The organism is Aequorivita nionensis (assembly GCF_046352995.1).
Taxonomy (GTDB): Bacteria; Bacteroidota; Bacteroidia; order Flavobacteriales; family Flavobacteriaceae; genus Aequorivita; species Aequorivita nionensis.
Window position 1 is genome coordinate 2,953,890 of sequence record NZ_CP130281.1, and the last position, 25,787, is coordinate 2,979,676.

A 25,787-nucleotide genomic window follows, 5' to 3' on the forward strand; every position below is an offset into this window, starting at 1 on the left:
AATGAAAAGGAAAACATTTAATCCGCAGGAATGGATGGGTAATCCAAGCCAGCAACAAATAAATACAGAGCCAAAAGAAAATACACCTCAACCAAATCTTTCAGATGTTGAGCTTATTATTCAACAAATTGAAGCCAACCAGATCGATATTGCCAACGCTTACAGCGATTGGCGCAATATCGGGTTTGCTTTTGCCGATGAATTTGGCGAGTCAGGGCGAGAATATTTTCATAGAATTAGTAGATTCTATTCAGACTATTCAGCTCCAGAATGTGATCTGCAGTTTGACAACTGCCTCAAAGCTAAAGGTCAGGGAGTATCATTAAAAACCTTTTTCTACCATGCAAAGCAAGCAGGAATAGCCATAAAAAAGGAAAAGCAAAATAAGGAAGTTCCTCCACAGGTTCTTCCCAATCTTCCTGATACTATCTTTCCTGAACTTCCTGAGCTGTTGCAAAATGTGACATCAGTTGCCACTTCCAAAGAAGAGCGCGATTTATTGCTTTTAGGCTCCTTAGTGGCTATCAGTGCATGTTTGCCTAAATTCTTTGGGAAATATGATGGTAGAAAGGTTTTTGCAAACTTATACCTGTTTGTTACTGCCCAGGCATCCGCTGGAAAAGGCCGAATGGTGCTTTGTAGACAATTGGTCCAGCCAATCCACAAAGAATTACGTGAACAAGCCAAAATGCTCAAGCAGCAATACGAATTGGAAATGGCGGAATACAATACCAATAAAGGTAAAGAAGAAGGTGTTGAGAAGCCGGGCAAACCACCAGAAAAAATGCTGTTTATTCCAGCCAACAATAGCTCCACAGGTGCATACCAGCTATTAAGTGATAGTGATGGCAAAGGATTGATCTTTGAAACAGAAGGTGACACGCTTGCTCAAGCCTTTAAGAGCGATTACGGCAATTATAGTGAAGGATTTAGGAAAGCCTTTCATCATGAAACAATCTCATACTATCGAAGAACGGATAGGGAAATGGTCGACATTGAAAGTCCCTGCCTTTCGGCAGTGCTTTCAGGTACGCCAAAACAAGTTTCAGCTTTAATTCCCAATGCTGAAAACGGCTTATTCAGCCGTTTCATCTTCTACTTTATGAATGTAAAGACCAACTGGAAAGATGTATTTGCGGACAGCACCGAAAACGGTTTGGATGAACACTTTGATGCCTTGGGTGCACAATTCTATGAACTTTACAAAATTCTAAAAACGGGAAGTGAAATAGAGTTTTGTTTGTCCGCAGAACAGAAAAACCAATTCAATCAGTTTTTCGCACAAGTCCAAGATCAATACATTGCTTTGCAAGGATTGGACTACATGGCTACTGTTCGTAGAATGGGTTTAGTTGCCTTTCGCATCAGTATGATTTTTTCGGCTTTGCGAATTTTAGAAACTGGTGATACCAGCTCCCAGATGGTCTGTGAAGAGCGAGACTTTCAAGCTGCAATCAGTATGGTTAAAGTACTGGTGAAGCATTCGAGTAAAGTATTCAACGAACTACCGGAAGAAGAAAAACCAGCAACACGTAAAAACAGAAAGCAGAAGTACTTGGATGCCCTACCGAAAAATTTCAACAGGCAGAAGTATCTGGAAGTAGCAAAAAACATGAACATTCCTGATAAAACAGCCGAAGGCTACATTACAGAATTTAGCAAGAAAGGATTGATTCATCGAGAAATGCAGGACCACTATATCAATCTTTCGATTGATGATAATCCACCACCTGCAAATTAACCAAATAAGGAAACTCAGGATTTTAAGGATGCTAAGGATAAGATTTCCTTTGCATCCCCTGTTTCCTTGATTTCCTGAGTTGAAATTCTCTCAGGTTTTTTCTTTTACTAACACTTTCTTTTCTTATATTGTCCAAAATTTGACAAGTCATAAATAGAAAGGTCATGCATTTTGGCGAAAGAATAAGAGAGTTGCGAGAAGAAAAACAGCTTCTGCAACGACAGTTAGCCGCTAGTCTTGAAATAGACACCCCTATGTATAGCAAAATTGAACGTGGGGATAGAAAGGCTAAACGAGAACAGGTAGAACTTTTAGCTGACCTTCTTGAAACGGAGAGAAAGCCACTTCTTACTTTATGGTTGGCGGAACAAATATTAGAATTGGTGGCATCTGATGAACTTGCGTTAGATGCTGTCCAAATTGCAGAAAGACAATTGAAAGAACTTAATAAGAAATAATTGAAATGACAGCTAAAGAGCTACTTGATAAGATATTTAAAGACCCTGCGGTGAAGTTTGAGCTGGCTGAATTTGACAGTTCTCCTATTGATTACAATACTGCACTTCAACTTGTAATAAAGCCTGGCACGGGAAGATTGACAGGAAAAAGCGTTTATTACCTAAAAACCTTAGCACCTTTCCATTCAGATAAGGAAGAAGTTCAAATTTATGTTGAAGATGGGAAATCCAACCCTGAAGAGATTATCAGGCAACTATGGGTGTATAAGCTAATCAACTACTATGGCTATGATAGATCGGAAATAGCACTGGAGAAACCAATTACGTTTGGCACAGATACCGGAACCAAATTTGCCGATATTATAGTCTACACCAACAATACTAAGACTACACCAAAAATTGTCCTTGAAATCAAAAAACCTAAACGGAAAGATGGCATTGAACAGCTGAGAAGCTACCTCAACGCTGAAGGCTCTCCAATTGGTGTTTGGTCAAACGGAAGTGAAAGGGTAATACTTTATCGCCCCTATCCTCAGGACTTTGACGCCCTACCTGAAATACCAAAAAAAGGACAAACTCCTGAAGACCTACAAGCAGCCAAACTAACATTAGCTCACCTTGAAAAGAGCTTTGATTTCAAAAAAATACTGCTTGATTTGGAAGAACTAGTACTCGGTTCATCTGGTGTAAATGTATTCAATGAAATCTTCAAAATAATATTTGCTAAGATTTGGGATGAAAAGCAAGCCATTGAATCAAGAGCCGATCAGTCCTTAGAGTTTAAGTGGTTCAAAGACCCTGAATTAACCTACGAACGCATAAATCACCTTTTTAGGAAAGCTGCTCAGGAATGGAAAGGTGTATTTGACGAAAACGATAAAATCAAGCTCCAGAAAGAACACTTAAATGTTTGTATTGCTCCGCTCGAAAGAAAGCGTTTCTTAGGTTCTAACCTTCGCATCATTGATGATGCTTTTGAGTACCTTCTCCCTACAGAAGCCAAGAAGAAAAAAGGTCAATTCTTTACGCCTCGTTTCGTGATTGATATGTGTGTAAGGATGCTGAATCCCAAACGAAACGAATATGTACTAGACCCTGCATGTGGTTCTGCAGGTTTCTTGGTTCATGCCATGGAATGGGCATATCCTGCCTCCAATGTGGATGAAATGGAGTTGAGAAAAAGCCGCTACGCTGCTAGGTATTTGTGGGGCGTTGACTTTGAAGAACAAGCAGCCAAGACATCCAGAGCTTTAATGCTGATAGCTGGTGATGGCCACACCAACATCTTTGGTCCAGATGTAGACACACTGGAACCTAAAACATGGTATCGTACCCCTTCAGGCAAAGCCCTTATGCAAACTTTGAAGCAGTTCAGCCTGACAAAAACACCTATCCCAAATGATGAACTTTTCAATGATGACGATAAGGCTTGGGAGTATTTCGAAGAGTTAAAGTTTGACATTATTCTTTCAAACCCACCTTTCGCAGGTGAAGTAAAAGTGAAGCAACAGTTGGCACATTACCAGCTCGCAAAACCAGCACTAAAAAGAGCCAAAGACAAACAAGCCAAGGAAGAGCGTGATGTATTGTTTATTGAGCGTATTATTAAAATGCTCAAACCCGGTGGAAGAGCAGCTATTGTTTTGCCTCAGGGTAAATTCAATAATTCTTCACTTGCCTTTATTCGTGAGTGGATATTACGCAAAGCCCGCCTGCTTGCAGTAGTAGGCTTACATGGCAACAGTTTCAAACCACATACCGGGACAAAAACATCTGTTCTATTCATTCAGAAATATACCGAACAGGAATTAAAGGATATTGAGAAAGTGCAGAATGAAGTGAAAGCAGCCTGCCCTGATTACGCTGCACAGATTCAGGAACTATTGTCTGCTTGCGAAAGTGAATTGGAAATACCCGAAGATCAAATTCCCGAAAATATCCTTGAATTAATACTCGAAGAATTTGCAGAGCCTGAACCCGAAACAACCGAAGCGGATAGTGAAGGAGACGATAGTGGAGATGAAGATGAAGAAGAAAACATTGTAGAACCCGACTTGGAAGAATTGTTGGAAGCAGCCGACACCAAGATCACCGAACTCAAAACAGAACTATTGAAAGCCAAGCAACAACTGGACGGCCTCAAAGATGCTGAAGAAGCCATGAAAGAAACCCAAAAGGCTGAAATAGAAATTATCACTGAGCAATGGGAAGGCTCTAAAGCAGAGTTAAGAGAGCATTTGAAACCAGTTAAAGAAGCGCACAAGGAGCGAATAAAAGCACTGAAGGAAGAACAAAAAACTACTTCAAAGCAGCTGAAATCACTTATAAAGCAAATGGAAAAGGACATTCCACAAGCGGAATATGATAAAAACCTCTTGACCACAAAGGGTAAACTTAAATTGATCATAGCTGATGATGATTTATTACAAAAGCTATCCGATCGCTTTATAGATGCCGAAGTAGCCAAGCGATTGGACTATCCAATTTTTATGGCAGTAAGTGAACAAGGCGGTAAGAACAATAGCGGAGAATACGAATACCTGATTGATGAAGATGGAAACATTGTAGAAGATGAAAACGGGAATCCAGTTTTCAGGCAAGACTTGGTAAACTATGATATTTCTAAGGCTGCTTTAGAAGCTATGAACACTAAAAAATCGACAGATGAAATGGGTGAAGAACTATCAATGGCAGCAGAACCCAGAGCGGAATATTTGGTAAAGGGAAAACCATTGGCCATTGCAGAAGCATTCGTGAGATATGCGAAAGAACAAGGATTTAACTTTTGGAAATAGCGGTTGATATATGGCAGTTTATAATATAATAAATAGAAGTTCGATAAAGGAAGGAAATAATATTCTTGCCGAACATTATCAGCGCGAACGACTTGAAACGGAAGACTTATTAAAAAAAATATCAAGCTCTAAAATTGGTCACTATTTTATAGAAAAAACTAATACAGTCAAGCCAAACCAGTTCACTAATTATTGGCGGGTTTATGATCTTCCTGATACGATAAACCAATTTCTACTTGGCGGGAAAAACCCGATTCTTGCAGAAGTAACCAGTAACAAAAAAATTGCAAAATCTGGCAATTTTATTATTTCAAGACTTAGGCATTACCTAAAGGAAATGGCGATAATTCCAAAAATGGAAGAGAATATCGCCCTCTCTACTGAATATTTAGTCTTTGAATCAAAAGGTGAAGTTACTCCACATTTATTATTGCCTTTTTCTTTGTCAAGATATGTCCAAAAAATATTAGACTGGGCTCAAACAGGGAATGCTCACCCAAGATTTTCTTCCATCACATTGAAAAACACTTATCTGCCTGAAGTATTAATTGAAAAAAGCGATTATTTCCAAGGCATCATAGAGAAAGCAATAGACAGTTTAGAGATTTCCACCCATAAGTATTCCCTTGCTACGGAAGAATTAGAAGTTGCGCTAGAGTTAAAAAAATTAGCCTTTATTCAAAAACCTAGTTTTGAAACAACTTTTAGCGAAGTAGTATCAAGTCATCGATTAGACTCCAACCATTTCAAACCTAAGTTTGACCAGCTTCTGCATCACATCAAAACAAATTTTGATTATATCCATTTGGGTACTTCGGTGGTTCTGAACCGTAGGGGTGTTCAACCTATCTATATTCCAAATGGATCAAAAAAAGTGGTGACAAGTCAACACATAACAGATACTCATTTGGATTATGATAATCTGGAAAGAACATCAGACCTGCACTACTTGGCAAGCCCAGAAGCTCATGTAAAATATGGGGACATTCTCACTTATACGACTGGGGCTTATGTAGGGCAAACCAATATTTATTTGGACACAGAACCAGCACTTGCCAGTAACCATGTAAACATTATCAGGATGAAAGGCTCAGATATTGACCCTACCTATGTTGCTTTTGTCATGAACTCATTGGTAGGTCAATTACAGACTGAGAAACACATTAGGGGAAGCGCACAAGCTGAGCTTTATCCGAATGACATGGCTAAGTTCATCATTCCCATTCTTAATCGAGAGACTATGGCATCCATAAGTCAAAATGTGAAAGACAGTTTGGAAGCTCGCAGGAAATCAAAAGAGTTGCTCGAACAAGCCAAAGAAGAAGTAGAAACCTTAATAGAACAAGCTGCCCAAACCGCATGAAACAATGGCTAGACCATATCGTCCAACTCAAGGAAATCCTGCATAATCTCAAGCAAGAGATAGCACCCTATTGGGCTACGGAAAGCCGAAAAGAAAAGCAGGCACAACTTCAGTCCATTGATAAAACCATAACCAACATGCAAAAAAGCAATACATCCGTACCGGATGAATTGCGGGAGTTAAAGTTCAAATTGCTCAAAGAGCTAGACCTGTTCAAAGAAGCAGATGCTACTAAGGTAGAGCTTCAGGAGCTGTTCGCTCCTTACCAACATAAGCCAAGACGCAAAAAAGAAAAAGAGCCTAAAAAACTCAATAAGCAAGCGAAAAAAGATCAAAAGTCAGAATCCAGAATTACACTAAAGTATCTGATAGATGCTCAACTATTGCCTGTCCCTTTGAATCTAAGCAAGAAATATAAAGGCAAGATTTATCACGCTATCATTACACAACAAGGACATATTGAATTACAAATCAATGGATCAAAGCAAATCTTTGATTCGCCTAGTGCTGCTGCTGTAGCAGCAAGCAATAAGTCGCAAAATGGCTGGACATGGTGGAATATTGAAGGACAGCCAAAAGACAGAACATTAGATTATTACCGTCAAAAGATAAAAGACCATGAAGCTCAAAGATGAAGATAAGCAGTTGCTCAAGGAGTTGTGCAATCAATACAACGTCTCGTATGAAAAAATGCTCAAACTATTGGATACAACCAAGGAGTATGAGTTTAGAGAAAGACGTGCAGGCATCTATGATGCTTTGTCTGAGATCATAAAGTCTAACTTAAAAACAAGTTTGCCATGAGAATAGAAAAAGCCACAATACGGAATTTCAAAGGCATCAAGGAGTTAAATCTCACTTTGAATGAACAATTAAATGTATTCATTGGAGACAATGGAAGTGGAAAAACTGCTGTGCTTGAAGCTTTACTTAAAGCAGCTGGCTCTTTGTTTATTGGAGTTAGAGATGTTTCTACAAAAGCAATTTCGAATAATGAAATTTCATACCGGCATGAAGAGTATCAATTTCCAGTCGAAATTATTGCAGAAGGAGTTGTTAATAATTCAAGAATCAAATGGAGCAGAGAGCGAAATTCACGAAAAGGAAGTACCACCACCAAAAATGCAAATGAAATCAGTGCTATTGGAAGAGATTTGGATGCTGCTATTAGAGAAGGCCTTCAAGTCAAGCTGCCACTGATCAGCTATTTTTCTACCGGAAGGCTTTTTTTAATTGCTCAGGATCGTAAGCGAAAAGATAAATCTTTAGAAAAAGGAAAAGAAATAGGTTCAAGACTAAGGGGATATCGAGAAGCATTTGATGCCAAATCAAACTTTAAAAGATTCACAGAATGGTTCAGATTGAAAGAAATGTCACAAATTCAACGTGGCGAAAAAGATGTCTTATTGGAACTAGTAAAAGATTCAATTATTTCAACCTTGCCAAATTGCAAGAAGGTCTATTTCGATTTTGATCCCGATACTAACAGGGGTTTGACAGTAGAACTTGGTGATGGTAGGATTTTACCATTCAATTATTTAAGCGATGGGATAAGAAGCTTTTTTGCGATGATTGCAGACATTGCCCATCGTTGTGTTTTATTAAATCCATTTTTAGCACAAAATGCTTTAAAGGAAACAGAAGGAATCGTTTTAATTGATGAACTAGACCTTCACCTTCATCCAGCATGGCAAAAAATTGTTATTACAAGTCTTTTGCGAACCTTTCCAAAAATTCAATTTATCACCACGACCCATAGTCCTTTTGTAATTCAGGAGACTGAAACAGGACAACTCTTCTTGATGGAAAACTGCAATTTAAATGCAGTCAAAGGGGCTTCCGATTTAAGCGTGGAAGATATAGCTGAATTTCTTCAAGGGGTAGATATGCCACAATGGAGTAAGAAGAAAACTGACTTGTTTGAAATGGCAAAAGACTTTTATAAGGATTTAGATTCTGGGAAAGAGTTATCAGAAAAAGATAATTTGAAATTAGCAGAGTTAATCAAACCTTTTTCTCAAAACCCAGCATTTGACGCCTTCATGGAACAAGAAAAACTTAAAAAATTGGGCAAAAAGTGAGAGCAGTAAATAAAGGAAATTCACCAAGAACTTATACAAGATACCAAGATGCTCGAAATGATCTTGGGGGTAGGATTGATTGGCATTGTTCATATTGCGAAATGGCAATAACCAATATGATTGAAGTTGAACATATCGTTCCAAGAGATAATGGTGGCGCACCTCTAGATTGGGAAAACTTTCTACTCTCTTGCAAATACTGCAATACAGTGAAGGGAGCAAGAAACCCGTCTAGAACCGGATATATTTGGCCTGATAGAGATAATTCTGATTTAGCATTTGATTATTCAGAAGCTGGCGGAATAACAGCTAAACCTACACCTGTTCGCACAGAAGCATTAGCAACAATTGAGTTAATGGGCTTAGATAGGAATCCGGGCATGCCAAATGAACCTACAAAAGCCGATTCAAGATGGATTTTTAGATTGCAATCTTGGCAAATAGCTAAGTATTCATTTGAAAATTGGCAGGACAGCCCAAGTCCACAAATGGCAAATCAAATCGCACTCACAGCAAAAGGAATGGGCTTTTATTCGATTTGGGTGAAAGTATTTGAAAATGAACCTGAAGTTCTGGAACAATTAAGAAGTGAAATAATTGGAACCCATTACGTAATTGATAGTCATAATAACAGGATTCCGAGACCTAGTGGAATTATTTAAGATAATAATGTCAATATGAAATTCAGAAAACTCACCATAGAAAACTACAAGAGCTTCCAGTTTCCTACTACCATCAGCTTTCCTGATAGTTCAGCAGGTAAAAGCATTTTTTTAATTGGCGGAATGAATGGGGCAGGAAAAACATCAGTGATGGAAGCCGTCAATATTTGCCTCTATGGAGCCAAGCAGGATTTTATCTTTAAATATATCAATAGAAAAGAACTAGCCAAAGGTAATGCTTATGCTTCGTTTGAATTAGTCATTGAAACAGAAGAGTTGGAAGAAATCCAAGTAAAACGTACATGGACAGCTGGCACAGTAGATTCTCCCAAACCAAAAGACCTGGAAGAAAAACTGGTAGTGATTAAGGACGGTAAAAGAGTATCAGTTCAAAACAAAGATATGTGGCAGGACTACATCAATGCCATGATTCCGAAAAGCATCACGCAGTTCTTCTTTTTTGACGGGGAGAAGATTCAAGAGATAGCGGCAGACGACCATTCAGAAGTCAGGTTAAAATCTTCATTAGAAGCAGCTTTGGGCATTCAATACATTTCTAGACTTTCCAATGATGTATTGCATCTTAAGCAAGATGAACGCAAAAATTTTGTAGAGATTTCAGATGAAGATATTGATTTCAAGGAAAGTGAGCTGAAAAGAGAAAAAGCCAAATTATCTAAGAAGCAACAGCAAAAAGATGAAGTTCAGTCCGAATTGAATCAATTCAAAACTGAATATGAAGATGCCAAGAGCCGTTTTTTAGCTGCGTTCAATGCAGAACCCGAAAGTGCAGATGAAACCAAGCAGAGAGAACGTAAGAAAATTCAATTGGCATCCAAAAAAGGGCAGTTGGATAATCAAATTAAATCAATCATTGACAAGCATTTGCCTTGGGCATTAGCAGGCAAACTATTTGAACCACTCAAAGAGCAGATAGACAAAGAGCGGAGTGCATTGGCATCAAAAGCTATCAGTAGCCAAGCCATTCAATTGGCACAGGACATAGTTTCAGCAGTAGATAAACCCGAACCAATCTATTCATCCCCTCTTAATGGTGACCAACGCAAAGAATTAGAAAAAAGAGTGCTTTCTGTGCTTAAAGAAGAGCAGTCAGATTCCACTAATACTTTTTTAAACATGTCGGATAGAGACATTGCAAAAGTGCTTAATAAGATGGAAGAGATTGAGCAAAGTGAAATCCTTTCTCTGAAAGACTTCCTGTCCGAACGAAACGAAATGGACCAGGAATTAAACCTCTTGGATGGCGCATCGCTCGGTTCTTCTTCCGATACGGAAAAACAACTCTTTGATGAATTACAGCAACAAATGGAAAGTTGCCAAAACCAGATTGGCCGCTTAACAGTCAAACTTCAAAACCTATCTGAAGAAGTCCTGAACATCGAGAATAGAATTAAGGACATTGAGCTGGAATTAGGGAAATTGTACGATAAGCACAATATGAGCAAAGAAAAGGTGGATTTTATAAAAGAATGTGATGCTATTGCCAACTTACTTAATACGTTCACTATTCGGCTCAGGAAGAATAAAATCCATATACTGCAAGAAAAAACCTTTGAAATGTACAAGCTGCTTTCAAGCAAAAGTGGACTTATTAAAGATTTGGAAATAGATGAAAAGACTTATGAAATAATGATCCGTGACCGCAATGGCCATGAAATGAAAAAGTCCGGTTTATCAGCTGGTGAGAAAGAAATATTCGCTGTTTCCTTATTGTGGGGTTTAGCACAAACTTCTCAACTAAACCTACCAATTATTATTGATACACCGCTTTCAAGATTAGACAGTATTCACCGTGACAATATCGTCAACAATTATTTTCCCAATGCAGCAGGTCAAGTTATTATCCTTTCTACAGATACTGAAATCGACAACAACTATTTCAAAACTTTAGAGACACATTTAAGCGGAGCAGGTAAACTGGAGTTCAGCCAGATGAAGGAATTAACCACCTTCAAAGAAGGCTACTTCTGGAGCTAAAAAGATACGGATATGGCAGATAGACTATACACATCTCAAAAAGCAGACGAATACATCAATGGTCTGCGCATGGAAAGCAAGCTGGACAAATCAGTAATAGCAAGAATGGCTTGTGTGCTTTCAATCTTTCAATCAGGAAGCAACGTACCACAAAGTAGCAATTTTGGTGGAAATGAAATGCGAAGGCATTCCTTCTTTGGTGATAATGAAATATTCATGAAAGCCTTGCTTTCTTTCACTTACCAGCGTTCTGAATTTGAAGATGATGAGTTCTTTTCAAACAAATCTATCATCAAAAGCCATATTGACAATGGCGCACAGATCCTTTGGGATTTATTTGAAACCCAAGGTCAGGATGTGTCCAGATGGTATTCAGCTCTAATAGAGAAAATAGAACTTAAGGGTGCTAAGGAGAAACTCACCAAAGACTTAGATATTTTCATAGGCCGTAACATACTTACTAACGACCCTTTGATGATGGAGTTAAACAATACCCAGAAACACGCAAATTCACATTTGGCGATTATGGGTAAACCAGGAGTTGGTAAAACACAATTTTTGCTCAAAATTCTAGCAGATATTCGAGTGCAATCCAGCTACCAGACCAACTTCATTTTCTTTGACTACAAAGGTGATGTAGTAAACAATGAAGGCTTTATTGACATTACCAGATCGAGAACCTACAGACTATTACAGAATAATGAGTCTCTACCTATCAATCCATTTGTTTTACCTGCCTATGACGAACAATCTATTCAGGTTTCAGCAAGGGAAAAAGCTGAAAGTTTTGCTTCTATAAATTCAAAGTTTGGAGTAGTACAAAAAGGAGCTTTAACAGAAGCTATTATGGCAGCATACGCCAAAAGAGCTTCATCCAAAGAACCATACCCTGACTTTCAAGATATTTTGGAATTGGCAACAATGGCCTATGAAGAAGAAGGCAAAAGAGATGATTCCTTAATTGAAGTGCTCCGTGATTTGGCAAACTTCAATTTGTTCTGGTCGCATGGACATTCAGTGAAGCCAATCGACAAACTTTCAAATCGTTCAATGATAATTGACGTACACGCTATGCCTGTATTGAAAGAACTGGTAGGTTATTTAGTCATTGAGCGATTGTATAAAGAAATGACAAGCCTTCCAGATAGTCCAGTAAAAGACGGTAGAAGAACACTTAGAACAATACTGGTCATTGATGAAGCACACAACTATTTAGGTCAGAAAAATATATTCTTACAAAGGATTATCAGAGAAGGTCGTTCAAAAGGAATTGTAGTATTCTTTGCTTCACAATCACCTAATGACTATCAGCAGAAGTTCTTCAATTTTCAAGAGTTACTGGAGTTTGCCTATATCTTTCAATGTGAAGGTGTTTCCGCTTCATCAATTCAAGACATACTTGGCTGTAGTAACAAAACGGCTAAAGACTTACAGAGCGAAGTAGCTCGTTTAGAGCCCTTCCAAGTCATTAGCAGAAGCGGTCAAAAAACAGAAGAGTTCGTCAAATTCTCAGCAGAACCTTATTACAAGAATTATTAAATCAGATGCAAATAATATAGAGTAATCATTGCCATTGGTAGAACGTAAACGAAAAGACTAATGAACGGTCAGGATCTCAAAATCAATATCATTCCTTTTTCACCGGTACAGCAGTATGTGGACATGTCCTTTTTTAAAGAAAAAAGAGCTAATGCCCTTCCGCTTCACCTTTCAGAATGTCCTTTAGAGATTGCAGAGACCTATTCGACCGAAGAAAGAAAAAAGACCCATTACTTCTATACCTTCTTTTCAGATGATGCTGATGCAGACTTAAACATCCAAATAGACCTGTCCAAAAGTCCTCGTTTTGCCAAACACTATTTCAGTCATCTTATTAGAAAGCATTTCAGGCAGAAGGCTGCGTTGGTCAGTAATAACTTCATTAGAGATATTGAAGTTTGGTTTGAATCACCAAACCAACCAAGCAAGCTCTTTACAACCTATCAGGTATTCAGCCTCCGGGTGCAATATGCTGAGATAAGCGAAGGATTTGAGTTGGTCATTTACGACAATGGTATTACACGCCTTTTAAACAAATCAATAAATGACCTTCCAGATATAGATTTAGACACCTTTACAGCAGTAGTTTTCCGAAAGAATTTCTACCACGTCAAAAACCTATCAGATGAAGGCAAGTCTAATTATCAGGAAGTATTCCCAGTCGTTAATAAATCATTAGAAACCCACTTCGGATTTAAGCCTACAAATAATCCATACGGCAACAAGTACGATCGGAAATGGAAGAGCTTAAACACTTTTTTGTCCGATCATATCAATACAACGGATTTCAAAACAGTCTTGAATCATAGCATTACTGATTTTATGCGAGTTCCAAGTAGTAAAATTCATACTACCAAGAAGTCAAGCAGCTTATTGCAATTGGGTACAGAAGAAAAGCAAAAGGTATATACACCAAAAGAAAACCTTCAGGAATTTGGTCCCTACAGCTTACCCAAAAAGAACCAAGTAAAATTTATCATGATACTTCATGAAAATGATAGAGACTATGCAAATCGCTTAGTTCAAATCATGAAAAAGAGATACCAAAGACCAGATGGCTCGTTCATGGAAGATAAATTTGGTGTTTCCTTGTACGATATAATCCGCATTCGCTTTGAATTAGATCGAGAAAACAGCATTCTCTTTACTGATGAAATGAATCCTTTTGATGCTATCCAAGAATATTTGGATAACCATCCGATTGACAATGAAAAGTTCAACTATGTTGCGATTTACCTGAGTCCATTTAGTAAAAATGAAACCGATAAGGAAAAAAGAGCTGTCTATTACAAGGTGAAGAAAACCTTAATTGAGCACGACATTACTTCTCAGGCTATATACAAGGAACATATCTTCTCTCCTGATTTCAAAAAATTCTATTATATCAACATTGCCGCAGCAATTCTAGCTAAAACTGGTGGAGTACCTTGGAAACTTGAAGCTACCGAACGTGATGAATTGGTAGTTGGTGTAGGTGCGTTTAAATCAAAAGAGTTTGGTGTACCATACATTGGAAGTGCTTTCTGTTTCTCCAATAATGGAGACTTCAAAGAGTTTAATTGCCGTTCTTCTGCTGAATCATTTCTTCTGGCACAGGAAATCAAAATTATGATTCAGGATTTTATCAAGAAGAAACAAAAACTAAACAGACTTATCATTCACTTTTACAAAGACATGGGTAGGAAAGAAATTCTGCCAATCAAAAAGGTACTTTTTCAATTAGGCTATGACCACATACCTATTATTGTCATTACAGTAAATAAAACCTATTCCAAAGACTACCTGGTGTTTGACACCAACTTTGAAGAATTGCTTCCATACAGTGGCACGATAATCAATTATGCCAGAAATAAATACTTGCTATTCAACAATACTCGGTACGTAGATGAAGAAGAAATAGAAATTGAGAGTTATCACTCGCCCTTAAAACTTACATTTCAATCTACCCACCCAGAAGCATTAAAAGATGTAACCGTGATAAAGGAGTTAATAGATCAGATATATCAGTTCAGCCGCATGTACTGGAAATCGGTCAAGCAACAAAACCTTCCCGTCACTGTAAAGTACCCGGAAATGGTCGCAAAAATCTATCCCTACTTTGAAATGGAAGACCTTAACGAGTTTGGAAGGAGTAACCTTTGGTTTTTGTAATAACTTAATTAACAATATATTATGATTTTAACACCTGTATCCGTTTCAATAGATCACATTCTTTTAGATCCAAACAATCCTCGCTTTGCAGATATATCAGATGAATCATTAAATATCCCACAATCTAAATTTTCTGACGAGAAGGTTCAAAAAAGCGCCTATGATAAAATGATGCACCCACGTTTTGATGTACAATCCCTAGCTGCATCAATTGAAACCGTAGGCTTTTTCAAAGTGGATAATTTGGTGGCAAGGAAAATTGATGATGATAATTATGTGGTAGTTGAAGGAAATAGGCGTACAACAGCTATTAAACATCTTTTAAACCAACATAGTCTTGGACAATCCATTCTTTCTGATGAAGGAATAACGAAACTCAGGACAATCGAAATACTTGTAATAGAAGGAGAGATTGAAGACATTGAAGATGTTAGCAAGGTAATTCAAGGCATCCGAAATGTTTCAGGAATTAAAGAATGGGATGCTTACCAAAAAGCTCAGTACATCAATGACTTAATTGGTAAAGGAAAATCACCAGCCACTATTTCAAAAATGATTGGAATGTCGGTCCGTGAGATCAATAGATATTACAAGACTTTTAGCGTAATGTCTCAATTTAAAAAGGATGAAGAATATTCAAGTTACTGGAAACATTCATTCTTTAGTCACTTTGATGAAGTCCTAAAACGTCCTGCCTTGAGAAACTTTATGGGATGGAATGAAGAGTCTTATCTTTTCGAGAATCAAGAAAATACCCGCAGGTTTTATGAATGGTTAGCACCAGATGAAGAAGGAAACATTGCCTTATCAGACGCTCACAATGTTCGCCAATTAGTACACTTAGTACATGAACCCGTGGCACTTAATTATTTGGATGATAGAAACCTTCAAAAGGCTATGAATTACATTGAGCAGAAAAATTTTAATGCTCAAAAGGTCACTCTCACTGAATGTATGGGTAAAATAACCAATGCAATAGAAGCCTTTAAAAATATTGTTGCTGAAGGTTTAGAAGCTGATATGTCAAATGATGAAGTGAATGATTTGAAATCATCCATTTCCGAAATGAAGAAACAACTTGATCGAATTGCAATTTTAAAACAAGGTGAAAACCAGTGAATCTTTCCGCAATTATAGAATTAGCTTATAGCTGTGAAAAGGCCAAATTCAGCACTCTCCAATTTTTGACATCTTATTATCAATTAGAAGGTAAAAACATGTTCAAGGCTGCTGAATTGGCTGAAATCAACATTCAAAATTTCATTGGATATGCCCAAAGCCACATAGCATTAGCCACTAAACTAAATACAGCAAGTATATTCGAGAATATTGATTCTTCTATAGTTTCATTCAATCCGGATTACCCAATTATCCAGAATATTTACAAAGGTTTACACAAACTAACCTGGCAAGAATTTGAAGAGTTTTGTGGAACGCTACTTAAAAAATGCTTCAATGCTGAAAGTGTAAATATTTCTCAAAAGTCGAATGACGGTGGTGTAGATTTCTCCGCTAAAGTTCCATTCAAGAATATGTATTCTCTAAGTCCTTATGGATATGTTGAACTGTATGGTCAAGCCAAAAAGTACAGCGGAAATGTGGGTCGTGTAGATATAGACAAATTCACTGCTTTTGCCAATCGTCAAAAAAGAGATAACCAGTACCCGGCACAACTATTTATTTTCTGTACCACATCTGATTATATCCAATCAGCACTAGATGAAATTTCAAAGAACAACTTTATAAGTCTTAACGGCCAGCAAATCGCCTTTCTAGTTTTCAATCAGATGAAGTCGATTGATTTCAAAGGAGATGATTATTTGTCAACTTTCATTCAATAGATCCTGTACACACCATTCCCACCCGCACAGCCATTTGCTTCCAGTCGGTTCTTTTTGTTCGTTCGTGCCTCACTCTCTACAATCACCCACTTCCAGCAACGCGCAGCAAGAGAAGTCCTTCATTCATTTCCGTTGCACTGCAATTCATTCAGGCCTACACTTGCTTTTCCCCACACTCATCCCAACGCAGGTAAAGCGGTGTTCGTCAGTCGTTCCGCTTTGTTCCGCAAAAACATCCCAGCAAGGGTATACAAAGCAGCTATGCTTTAATATTTAAAAGTATAGCTACCCTTGCCGGGACCATAAATAGCACCGCTGCGGCGACACGTCCTCGCTGGCACTATTTATTTGCTTTGCTTCACACGCTACTCTCCTTCCTCACCCGTGGCTACTTCATCCCCCCAAACCCCAATAAGGTGTTCGCTATCGCTCACCACTTTTTTATTGGGGGTCTGCCGCCACTTGTTAATTGTGCGAGCCTGCGGGTCGCTTCGGGCTGATCGGGCTGTCACGTTTTTTGCAATCAGCCATTTGCCTACAAGTCGCTTCGTTTCCCTCATTCGTGCCTCATTCCCTCAACTCAGCCACTTTCGGCAACCCGCGCAAGAGTAGCTCCTTCCCTCCACTACACCAGCCTACGTACCTTAATTTCGCAATACCACCCGGATAATTTCAATTACTATCCACTACTCTGAAATATTTGGTGTATAACATAACAATTCATCTTCATCTGGCATTGCTCCATTCCAGCTCCGGCTCGTTTCGTTACACTCAGTCCCTACCCTTGCCTTTCCCATCCGAAGCAAAAAATCGCGCCAGCCCTGCCGTAAACGGTAGGCGTCTGCCGCCCTCCTCCCTCGGGCTACTGCATCCGCCACCCTTGCTCCGCTCGCAGGCGGCTCGCGCCTTTTGATTTACCTGCCTAAACCTTTATATAAAAACAAATAGCCCTCAATTAAGAAGGCTTAAGATCATTTTTGGATTCTAAATTAAATTGAATCTATAGTGGCATTGGGTGCATTAGTTTTCACCGAAGCAATTCCGTTCTCCATTCCAGAAGAAGATTCATACATTTCACTCGTTCCAATCACCTGCCCGTTACTAGCTTTCAAATTGAAATAATGTTTTCCATTGCTGGATTTTTTTCTTTCAAACCTACTGTCATCTTGAGAATTTTTCCGAACAGATTCAATACCGTTCAGACATCCCGCTTTAGCAGAATATCCTTCGCTTGCTAAAATGGATTGCCCATTACTTGCTTTTAATCTAAATCGATACTCACTTTTAGCATCCTGATATACTTCAAATTTTGCCATAACTTCTGATTTTAAATTTTCTTAAATATAAAAAAAATAAGATAAAGTTAAAACGCCGCCATAATCTAGGCCCTCATCCTATAAATTGTAAGTCCTACGATTTTTGCAAGTTATATTTTCCAGCGTTGAAGTAATATTTTTCAAAAAAAAACGTGCTGGGATGTCTACACCATTAATAAATCTGCTTTCCTTTTCCTCTTTTCCTCTTTTCCCCTTTCCCCTTTTTCTTTAAAAAAGAACAGTATCGTTTTTTATCTTTAACCGGAAAGATGGTAAAACAACTTGCATCCGATTCTAAAGGATAAAAAACTCCAACATAAAGCAAAGGTACAGGCGTGCGGATGCGAGAGCTGCAAGGGTTCGCTGCGCCTGTTTTAAAAAAAAATCTCCACCCTTGCTTGTAGCTTGAATTATAATTTTCACTGTTATTGATACTCCGGTCTGCACCTGACAATTCCGTTCTTAAACGCGGGTAGTATTTTTTTTAACAGCCCTTGCATCAGTCGCACCGATCCTGTGGCATCAGGCATTATGTTCAAGTTTTTATTTAGAGTCCGTTTAGGCAGCCGGTGGTTGCTGGCGGGCATACGCACCTCGGGCAGTCCGTTCTTCATTGGTGTGCATCACGTTGGCTTCAAGGAGTACACGTTGCGCATCCTTTGGGTAGAGTGTTGCCTCACAGAGCTCCCTTTTTAGGGGGCTCTTTTTTTTAGTCGTTCCCCGAAAAATTAATAAAAGAGGTCAGCAAAGAAAGGCGGGTTGCCCCTTCCTTCAGCCACCACGGATTATCAAGGTCAAGCCCTCTGGGTTTTGATGAAAATCTCCATCCGCCTCCGGCTGGATAGTATTTTCATTCAAAAACCTTGACAACCTTGGCAATCCGCCTAAACGAAAGCTTTCTCTTTTCTTTTTTTCTCTTTTAAAAAATATATAGGAATGGGGAAAACATTTACCATCTGATCTGATAAAAAACTTAATCCGAAAAGCAAAATAAGGAAAGCAAAAGCAACAACCACTTCGACCGAACCACTGCACATTTATTGAAGTAATTTAGTTGAATAAGGACAAAGCCGAATCAAGTCCGTGCCAAGTCCGAAGTATTGTATAACCTTTAAAATTCAATAGAAATGGCAGTAATTAATCAAGGTATTCTCGGCGGTGTATCCGGTAAAATCGGGAATGTAATCGGTGGGACCTGGAAGGGCATCGATTACCTAAGAATCAAACCTTCCAGTGTAGCGAACCCCAGGACTGAAGGGCAATTAGACCAAAGGTCCAAATTTGCAACCGTGCTTCGTTTTCTTCAACCAATGTCTGATTTCCTGCGAATAGGTTTTAAACTGTACGCTATAAAAATGACGGAATTCAACGCAGCAATGTCTTACAATCTATTTAATGGAGTGGTTGGTGCTTACCCCAACTATAACATTGACTATCCGAACGCTTCGGTGAGTCGAGGTAATTTGAAAGGTGTGGCCAATGGAACCGCTACATCTTCTGCTCCAGAAGAAATTGAAATATCTTGGGATGACAACTCCAGCAGCGGAAATGCTCTTGCCACTGATAAATCTTTAATCTTAGTCCTTAATCCGGACAAGAAAGAAAGTATTTATACCACAGGTGGACCTGTTAGAACAGCAGGATCTGAAACCTTGAACTTACCAGCTGAATATACTGGAGACGTGGTTGAGGTATATCTTGGATTTGTTTCTGCAGATGGCACCAAAGTTTCCAATAGTACGCATTTAGGTTCTGTAACAGTTGCGTAAAAGCGATTGACGTTTTCCCCGAAAACCGTCCTATTATTAGGGCGGTTTTTTTGTTTAAAAACTTCCCATCTTTCCTATCTTTAGCCCTTAATTAGCTATAAATCAACCTTTTTTGTTGCTAATCGGTTTCTATTTAGCTGTAAATCGTTGATTATCAATAAGACTTCACATTTTGCATCGGGAAGTAACCCGTTAATATTTCCATAAATCTCAGTATTAATGTCTTATTTCTGTGGAATTGGCAAATCAAACCTATAGTTTTGCTCACTTATTGAACAATAATTGAAAAAACCAAAATTATGAGTCAAGTACAAGGAAATGAAACCGTAAAACTTCACTACACAGGAAAATTGAACGACGGACAAGTGTTCGACAGTTCTCTTCAACGTGAGCCTTTAGAGATAAAGCTAGGTGAAGGTCGTTTAATTCCAGGTTTCGAAAAAGGATTGGTGGATATGAAAGTGAACGAAAAGAAAACCATTACAATCCCGAAAGAAGAAGCTTATGGTGAAGTTCAAAAAGAGCTTTTCCAAAAAATACCGAATGACAATCTTCCACAGGAAATTAAGCCAGAAGTTGGAATGGGCCTTGTGTCCAAAAATCCTGATGGTAGTGAACGCCAGCTGCGCATTGCAGATGTAAAGGATGGTTTTATAATTGTTGATGCAAATCACCCATTGGCAGGCCAAGACCTTACATTTGAACTGGAATTACTTGAAATAAAGTAATTTTTAAGGGAATATAGATTTAAGAAGGCTGCCGAGTGGTGGCCTTTTCTTATTTAAGTCGATAAGTTGAGGAGTTGAGGAGTTTATAAAAATTCAAATCACAAATTAACGCATTAACTTGTGAGCAATTGCATCCACACAATTAATACCATCAATAGCAGCGGAAATAATTCCGCCAGCATAGCCAGCACCTTCGCCGCAAGGATATAATCCTTTTATTTCAATATGCTCCAAAGTGTCCTGGTTCCTCGGAATAGAAATAGGCGAAGAAGTTCTACTTTCCGGAGCATGTAAAACAGCTTGGTTTGTATAGTATCCTTTCATCTTTTTTCCGAAGGCTACAAATGCTTTTTTCAATCTCTTTGAAAGCAAAGGCGGTAAAACTTCATTTAAATCTGCGGAAACAATTCCTGGCTGGTAGGATGTCTTCGGAAAATCTTCAGAAACTTTTCCTTCCACAAAATCGATCATACGTTGAGCAGGCACTTTTTGGGTCTTCCCTCCTGCTTCCCAGCAGCGTTGCTCCACAAACTTTTGAAAATCCAAACAAACAAAAGGATCGCCTTCTTTGTAATTTGGTAAATCTTTGGGTTCTACACTTACCACAATTCCGCTATTTGCATACGGATTATTCCGCTTGCTTGGACTCCAACCGTTTGTAACTACTTCTTCCTGTTTCGTGGCGCAAGGAGCAATAATTCCGCCGGGGCACATACAGAATGAATAAACACCCAAACCATCCACTTGTTCAACCAAAGCATAACTAGCTGGCGGTAAATATGGATTGTCATCTTCCCCGTGATACTGAATGTAATCGATCAATTCTTGCTGATGCTCTACACGAACACCGATTGCAAAAGGTTTTGCTTCAATTTTAATATTTTTATCGTGAAGTAAATAAAAAATATCCCTCGCTGAATGACCAGTTGCAAGAATTATGTTTTCAAATTTGAACCATTTTCCCTCATTTATTTGAATCGCCTCAATGGTATTATCTTTCAGTTTTAAATCTGTCAATTTTGAATTGAAATGCACTTCGCCCCCATTTTCAATAATGGCTTCCCGCATTGCGGTAATTATCTTTGGAAGTTTATTGGTGCCAATATGTGGATGCGCATCTACAAGAATATCTTCATCCGCACCAAAGTGTACGAACCATTCCAGGGCTTTCAAAACGTTTCCACGCTTTTTGCTTCGGGTGTAAAGTTTGCCGTCAGAATAGGTTCCGGCACCGCCTTCGCCAAAACAGTAATTACTTTCGGGATTTACTATTTGGTCTTTATTTATTGCCGCCAAATCCCTTCTCCGTTCCCGAACGTCTTTTCCACGTTCAAAAACGATTGGTTTCAAACCGGCTTCAATAGCTCTTAGTGCAGCGTAAAGCCCAGCCGGGCCAGCTCCAATGATTGCAATTTCTTTGGATGAAGAAACATTCTGCGGAATAAATGGCGGAATTATTTCACGCTTTTCGCCTTTCAGCCAAATTTCAATTTGCAGATTTAGTTTGATAGGTTTCCGGCGGGCGTCTATGGAACGTTTTCTAATTCGCCAATCACTTATTTGCTCCTTCCGAAGTTTTTCCTTTTCCAAAGCAAGCTCGAGGATATAATCCAAGTCTTCTTGCTGCCGTGGCAATATAGCTATTTGAACCAGTTTGCTCATAGACCGCAAATATAAATTTTTAATGGCGAAATTAGTCACAATATTCAAACCTTAGATATTCACTAACACTAGTTAAAAATTGATTAAACTTTCGGTGACCTACCAGCTTTCGTTGAGTTATTGGCTATTTTTAATACAAATAATTTTATGGGAAAGAAATTTTATATAACACTGGCGACTACTTTTATAATCGCCTTTTTAAATATTTTGCAGGCCCAGGAATTGAAGGGATTTGTATTGGATTCATTTAATTCCCCAATAAATAAGGTTTCGGTTTTTTTGAATGGTGAAAAAATTGGCGAAACTAATAATGAAGGAATTTTTACACTTTCCGAAGCATTCAAACTTCCTTTAAAAATAACACTTCAGCATCCAGATTTTTACAATGTCAGCTTTCAAATGTCCAATAATAATCAGGTTTTTCAACTTTCCCCACTTTCAAAATCTGAAAATCTTGATGAAATAATTATTTCCTCTACCTATCAAAAAGAAAGCAAAGTAATTATTCCCACTGAAAAAATTTCCGCTGAAAAATTGGATGCTTACAGTCCGATAGATTTGGTCTCAGCAATAAATGAAACTCCCGGTGTTTTTATCCAAAGCGGGGCTATCAATACCAATAGAATTGTTATTCGCGGGGTTGGTTCGCGGACGCTTTATGGCACCAATAAAATACGAGCTTATTTCAACGGAATTCCTATAACAAACGGCATTGGCGAAACAGCAATCGATGCTTTTGATCCAGAAGATCTGCAATTGCTGGAAATAGTAAAGGGCCCAAAAGCCACACAATACGGCACCAATTTGGGTGGGACTTTGCTGCTAAATTCCAAACAAGCTGCGGTTGGGGAAGCATTTGTGAAAAGTAATTTAACGGTTGGCTCCTTTGGATTGATAAAAAATTCCGTTTCCACCGCAATTTCAAATGAAAGATTTTTGGTGAATTTAAACTACGATCATTTAGAAACAGATGGTTTTAGGGAAAACAGCAATTATGATAGGAAAACCTTGTTAATCACTTCCAAATATAAATTCAATCCTAAGAATGAGTTGGGAATTTTATTGAATTATGTGGATTATTTCGCGCAAATCCCCAGTTCCATAGGGAAAACTGCTTTTGAGGAAGATCCCGCACAAGCGGCTTTTACCTGGAAGGAGGCACAGGGTTTTGAAGATAATAAACAAGTTTTGGTCGGCCTCAGTTTTACGCATCGCTTTTCCGAAAATTTCAGCAATACCAGCAGTGTTTTTTATGCTTATTTGGATCATTACGAACCGCGACCGTTCAATATTTTGGATGAATTCACTAATGGTTATGGAGCGCGGACTGTTTTTGCAGAAGACTTTTCATTTATAAAAAATAAAGCCAATCTCAGTTTTGGCGGGGAATTTTACAAAGACGAATACAATTGGAAAACTATTGAAAATTTATACGAGGAAAATAATGGCAACGGAAGCTTGGAAGGCGAATTGTTGAGCGATAATATTGAAAAGAGAGACAATTTGAACATTTTTATAACCGTAACGCTTCCTTTTACCCAAAAGCTTAAAGGTCAGTTTGGTGTCAATTTTAATCGAACCACTTATGATTTTACCGACGACTTTAATGACGGAGTAACCAACAAAAGCGCTGAACGTAATTTTGAACCAATTTTGGCACCGAATGCAAATTTACTGTATCAATTCAATGAAAATATTAGCGCCTATTTCAACTTCAGTCGCGGTTTTAATTATCCTTCCATTGAGGAAACACTTACGCCGGAAGGAGTGATAAATCCAGATCTCGGACCCGAAAAAGGTTTTAATTATGAATTGGGAAGCGAGCTTTTCCTCTTTAAAAGAAAACTTCACTTTCAATTGAATGCCTATCTTTTGGATATTGACAACTTGATTGTTGCGGAACGCATCGGCGACGATCAATATATTGGCAGAAATGCTGGAAAAACGGAACACAAAGGTGTTGAATTAAATATTTCCTATAACCAATCTATGGGAAGATTTTTATACATTTCCCCCTATATAAATGCCGAAATCACTGCCCATAAATTTATTGATTTTGTGGATAACGAAAATGACTTTTCGGGAAACCAACTTACGGGAGTTCCCGATAAAAAAGTAAATGGCGGAATAAACTTTGGTTTTAAAAACTTCACATTGAACACGAAATTTCTTCATATTGGGGAAATTCCCATAAATGACGCCAACGAACTTTATTCAGAAAAATATACTGTTTTCAACACAAAAGCTTCTTTTAAAAAACAACTTTCAAAGAAGCTTACTTTTGAAATAAATGCAGGGATAAATAATTTTACGGATGAAAAATATGCTTCATCGGTTTTAATAAATGCAACTGGGTTTGGAAATTCAGAACCTCGTTTTTATTATCCGGGAATACCTCGAAATTGGTATAGTGGTTTTAAGCTTGATTATTTATTTTAAGTTTCTAGTTAAAAGTTTCAGGTTTCAAATTCACTAATTCACACATTCACAAACTCACCTATTCACTTTTAGCTTTTAGCCCCAATAAAAACTATCTTTACGTTCCAAACAAAAAACAATGATTTTTTTAGAAAACGAAGGCAACACAAACCCAAGATTAAACCTTGCTTTGGAAGAATATGCACTGCGAAATTTTAGTGCTGAGAACGACTATTTATTGTTCTACATAAATGAACCTTCCATTATTATTGGCCGTAACCAAAACACTTTGGAAGAAATAAACCACGAGTATGTTGAAAAAAACAACATTCACATAGTACGAAGGGTTTCGGGCGGCGGAGCTGTGTATCATGATTTTGGAAATCTCAATTTCAGCTTTATAACCAATCACGATATAAAAAGTTTAAACAACTTTAAAAAGTTCACCGCACCGGTAATAAAGGTTTTGAACAGTTTAGGGCTGAACGCAGAACTGAAAGGGCGTAACGATATTCAGGTAGATGAAAAGAAAATTTCTGGTACGGCACAGTTTTCAACCGGAAAAAGAATGGTGAGCCACGGCACGCTTTTGTTTGATACCGATTTAGGCGAAGTTGCAAATGCACTAAACGTAAAGATGAGTAAAATTGAGTCCAAAGGCCATAAATCCGTCCGCAGTCGCGTGGCGAATATTTCTGAATTTTTAAAAGAACCATTAAAGATTGAAGAATTTCGCAAACTTTTATTGGAAGGACTTTATGAAGAAAGCGAGCCTTTTGAAAAGTATCATTTAACTGCTGCGGAATGGGAAGCAGTCCATCAATTAAAAGAAGAAAAATACAACACTTGGGATTGGAACTATGGTCGTTCCCCAAAGTTCAATATTCAACGGAGCAAACGTTTTTCCGTTGGGGAAATAGATCTACGCATTTTTGTTGAAAAGGGACACATCACAGAATTCAAAATATTCGGGGATTTCTTCGGAAAAGAACCTGTGTTAAATCTTGAAAAGCTTTTGGAAGGAGCCCGTTATGAAAAAGAAAACATTTCGGAATTATTGAAAGATATTGAAGTAAAAGAATATTTTGGCGACATTCCGAAAATTGATTTTATTGAATTGGTTTATGGCGCTGATGAAGTTTAGGATATTTTAAATTCTAAAAACAAAAAATTAACTGAAAGATCATTTTATTGCTTCTTGGATTCTTCTTCGAAAGATAAAAATAAAAAAAGCCGCATTAAAAAAATGCGGCTTTTCCTGTGAA

20 protein-coding genes are annotated in these 25,787 nt (G+C 38.1%); 17 read left to right on the forward strand and 3 right to left on the reverse strand.

The window, feature by feature from the left end:
- The first annotated feature begins 1 nt into the window (after window position 1).
- The 13 genes from Q2U82_RS13565 to Q2U82_RS13625 all read left to right on the forward strand — a co-directional run bounded on the left by Q2U82_RS13565 (window position 2) and on the right by Q2U82_RS13625 (window position 16,629).
- A complete protein-coding gene (locus Q2U82_RS13565; protein ID WP_410005389.1) occupies window positions 2-1,741 on the forward strand; it encodes a DUF3987 domain-containing protein in 1,740 nt (579 codons plus the stop codon).
- A 164-nt stretch (window positions 1,742-1,905) separates the two neighbouring features.
- A complete protein-coding gene (locus Q2U82_RS13570) occupies window positions 1,906-2,199 on the forward strand; it encodes a helix-turn-helix domain-containing protein (protein ID WP_410005390.1) in 294 nt (97 codons plus the stop codon).
- A 5-nt stretch (window positions 2,200-2,204) separates the two neighbouring features.
- Window positions 2,205-4,994 carry an N-6 DNA methylase gene (locus Q2U82_RS13575; protein WP_410005391.1) on the forward strand — a complete coding sequence of 930 codons (2,790 nt, stop codon included), beginning with the start codon at window positions 2,205-2,207 and terminating at the stop codon, window positions 4,992-4,994.
- 10 nt (window positions 4,995-5,004) lie between these two features.
- Entirely contained in the window at window positions 5,005-6,357 is a 1,353-nt protein-coding gene (locus Q2U82_RS13580) for a hypothetical protein (RefSeq protein ID WP_410005392.1), read from the forward strand.
- A complete protein-coding gene (locus Q2U82_RS13585; protein ID WP_410005393.1) occupies window positions 6,354-6,992 on the forward strand; it encodes a hypothetical protein in 639 nt (212 codons plus the stop codon). Before Q2U82_RS13580 ends, Q2U82_RS13585 begins: the two co-directional genes overlap by 4 nt.
- Window positions 6,976-7,161, forward strand: a complete 186-nt coding sequence (locus Q2U82_RS13590; protein ID WP_410005394.1) for a DNA modification system-associated small protein — start codon at window positions 6,976-6,978, stop codon at window positions 7,159-7,161. The genes Q2U82_RS13585 and Q2U82_RS13590 overlap by 17 nt, the downstream gene beginning before the upstream one ends.
- Window positions 7,158-8,438 carry an AAA family ATPase gene (locus Q2U82_RS13595; protein WP_410005395.1) on the forward strand — a complete coding sequence of 427 codons (1,281 nt, stop codon included), beginning with the start codon at window positions 7,158-7,160 and terminating at the stop codon, window positions 8,436-8,438. Before Q2U82_RS13590 ends, Q2U82_RS13595 begins: the two co-directional genes overlap by 4 nt.
- Window positions 8,435-9,100: an HNH endonuclease signature motif containing protein gene (locus tag Q2U82_RS13600; RefSeq protein WP_410005396.1), complete on the forward strand. Its 666-nt coding sequence runs from the start codon at window positions 8,435-8,437 to the stop codon at window positions 9,098-9,100. The genes Q2U82_RS13595 and Q2U82_RS13600 overlap by 4 nt, the downstream gene beginning before the upstream one ends.
- A gap of 15 nt (window positions 9,101-9,115) precedes the next feature.
- On the forward strand, window positions 9,116-11,098 hold the full coding sequence (dndD, locus tag Q2U82_RS13605; protein WP_410005397.1) for a DNA sulfur modification protein DndD: 1,983 nt from the start codon (window positions 9,116-9,118) through the stop codon (window positions 11,096-11,098).
- Window positions 11,099-11,110: 12 nt separating this feature from the next.
- Window positions 11,111-12,637 carry a DndE family protein gene (locus tag Q2U82_RS13610; RefSeq protein ID WP_410005398.1) on the forward strand — a complete coding sequence of 509 codons (1,527 nt, stop codon included), beginning with the start codon at window positions 11,111-11,113 and terminating at the stop codon, window positions 12,635-12,637.
- Window positions 12,638-12,697: 60 nt separating this feature from the next.
- Complete coding sequence (locus Q2U82_RS13615; protein ID WP_410005399.1) at window positions 12,698-14,788, forward strand: Piwi domain-containing protein; 2,091 nt, start codon at window positions 12,698-12,700, stop codon at window positions 14,786-14,788.
- A gap of 21 nt (window positions 14,789-14,809) precedes the next feature.
- Window positions 14,810-15,907, forward strand: a complete 1,098-nt coding sequence (locus tag Q2U82_RS13620; protein WP_410005400.1) for a ParB N-terminal domain-containing protein — start codon at window positions 14,810-14,812, stop codon at window positions 15,905-15,907.
- On the forward strand, window positions 15,904-16,629 hold the full coding sequence (locus Q2U82_RS13625; RefSeq protein ID WP_410005401.1) for a restriction endonuclease: 726 nt from the start codon (window positions 15,904-15,906) through the stop codon (window positions 16,627-16,629). The genes Q2U82_RS13620 and Q2U82_RS13625 overlap by 4 nt, the downstream gene beginning before the upstream one ends.
- A 365-nt stretch (window positions 16,630-16,994) precedes the next feature.
- On the opposite strand, the gene Q2U82_RS13630 is transcribed toward Q2U82_RS13625, so the two are convergent.
- Window positions 16,995-17,141, reverse strand: a complete 147-nt coding sequence (locus Q2U82_RS13630; protein WP_410005402.1) for a hypothetical protein — start codon at window positions 17,139-17,141, stop codon at window positions 16,995-16,997.
- Window positions 17,142-17,618: 477 nt separating this feature from the next.
- The gene (locus Q2U82_RS13635) at window positions 17,619-17,945 is read right to left on the reverse strand and encodes a YegP family protein (RefSeq protein ID WP_410005403.1); all 327 of its coding nucleotides are present in this window, start codon (window positions 17,943-17,945) and stop codon (window positions 17,619-17,621) included.
- A gap of 1,127 nt (window positions 17,946-19,072) precedes the next feature.
- Between Q2U82_RS13635 and Q2U82_RS13640 the strand changes: the two genes are divergently transcribed.
- Both Q2U82_RS13640 and Q2U82_RS13645 read left to right on the forward strand, forming a co-directional pair.
- A complete protein-coding gene (locus tag Q2U82_RS13640; protein WP_410005404.1) occupies window positions 19,073-19,714 on the forward strand; it encodes a DUF6266 family protein in 642 nt (213 codons plus the stop codon).
- Window positions 19,715-20,013: 299 nt separating this feature from the next.
- Entirely contained in the window at window positions 20,014-20,442 is a 429-nt protein-coding gene (locus Q2U82_RS13645) for a peptidylprolyl isomerase (protein WP_410005405.1), read from the forward strand.
- Window positions 20,443-20,547: 105 nt separating this feature from the next.
- Here the strand turns inward: Q2U82_RS13645 and Q2U82_RS13650 are convergent, their stop codons facing one another.
- Window positions 20,548-22,104 (reverse strand): NAD(P)/FAD-dependent oxidoreductase, encoded by a 1,557-nt coding sequence (locus Q2U82_RS13650; protein ID WP_410005406.1) that lies wholly within the window; start codon window positions 22,102-22,104, stop codon window positions 20,548-20,550.
- A 147-nt stretch (window positions 22,105-22,251) separates the two neighbouring features.
- Between Q2U82_RS13650 and Q2U82_RS13655 the strand changes: the two genes are divergently transcribed.
- On the forward strand, window positions 22,252-24,543 hold the full coding sequence (locus tag Q2U82_RS13655; protein WP_410005407.1) for a TonB-dependent receptor family protein: 2,292 nt from the start codon (window positions 22,252-22,254) through the stop codon (window positions 24,541-24,543).
- Window positions 24,544-24,661: 118 nt separating this feature from the next.
- Window positions 24,662-25,666 (forward strand): lipoate--protein ligase, encoded by a 1,005-nt coding sequence (locus tag Q2U82_RS13660; protein WP_410005408.1) that lies wholly within the window; start codon window positions 24,662-24,664, stop codon window positions 25,664-25,666.
- Window positions 25,667-25,787: the final 121 nt, after the last annotated feature.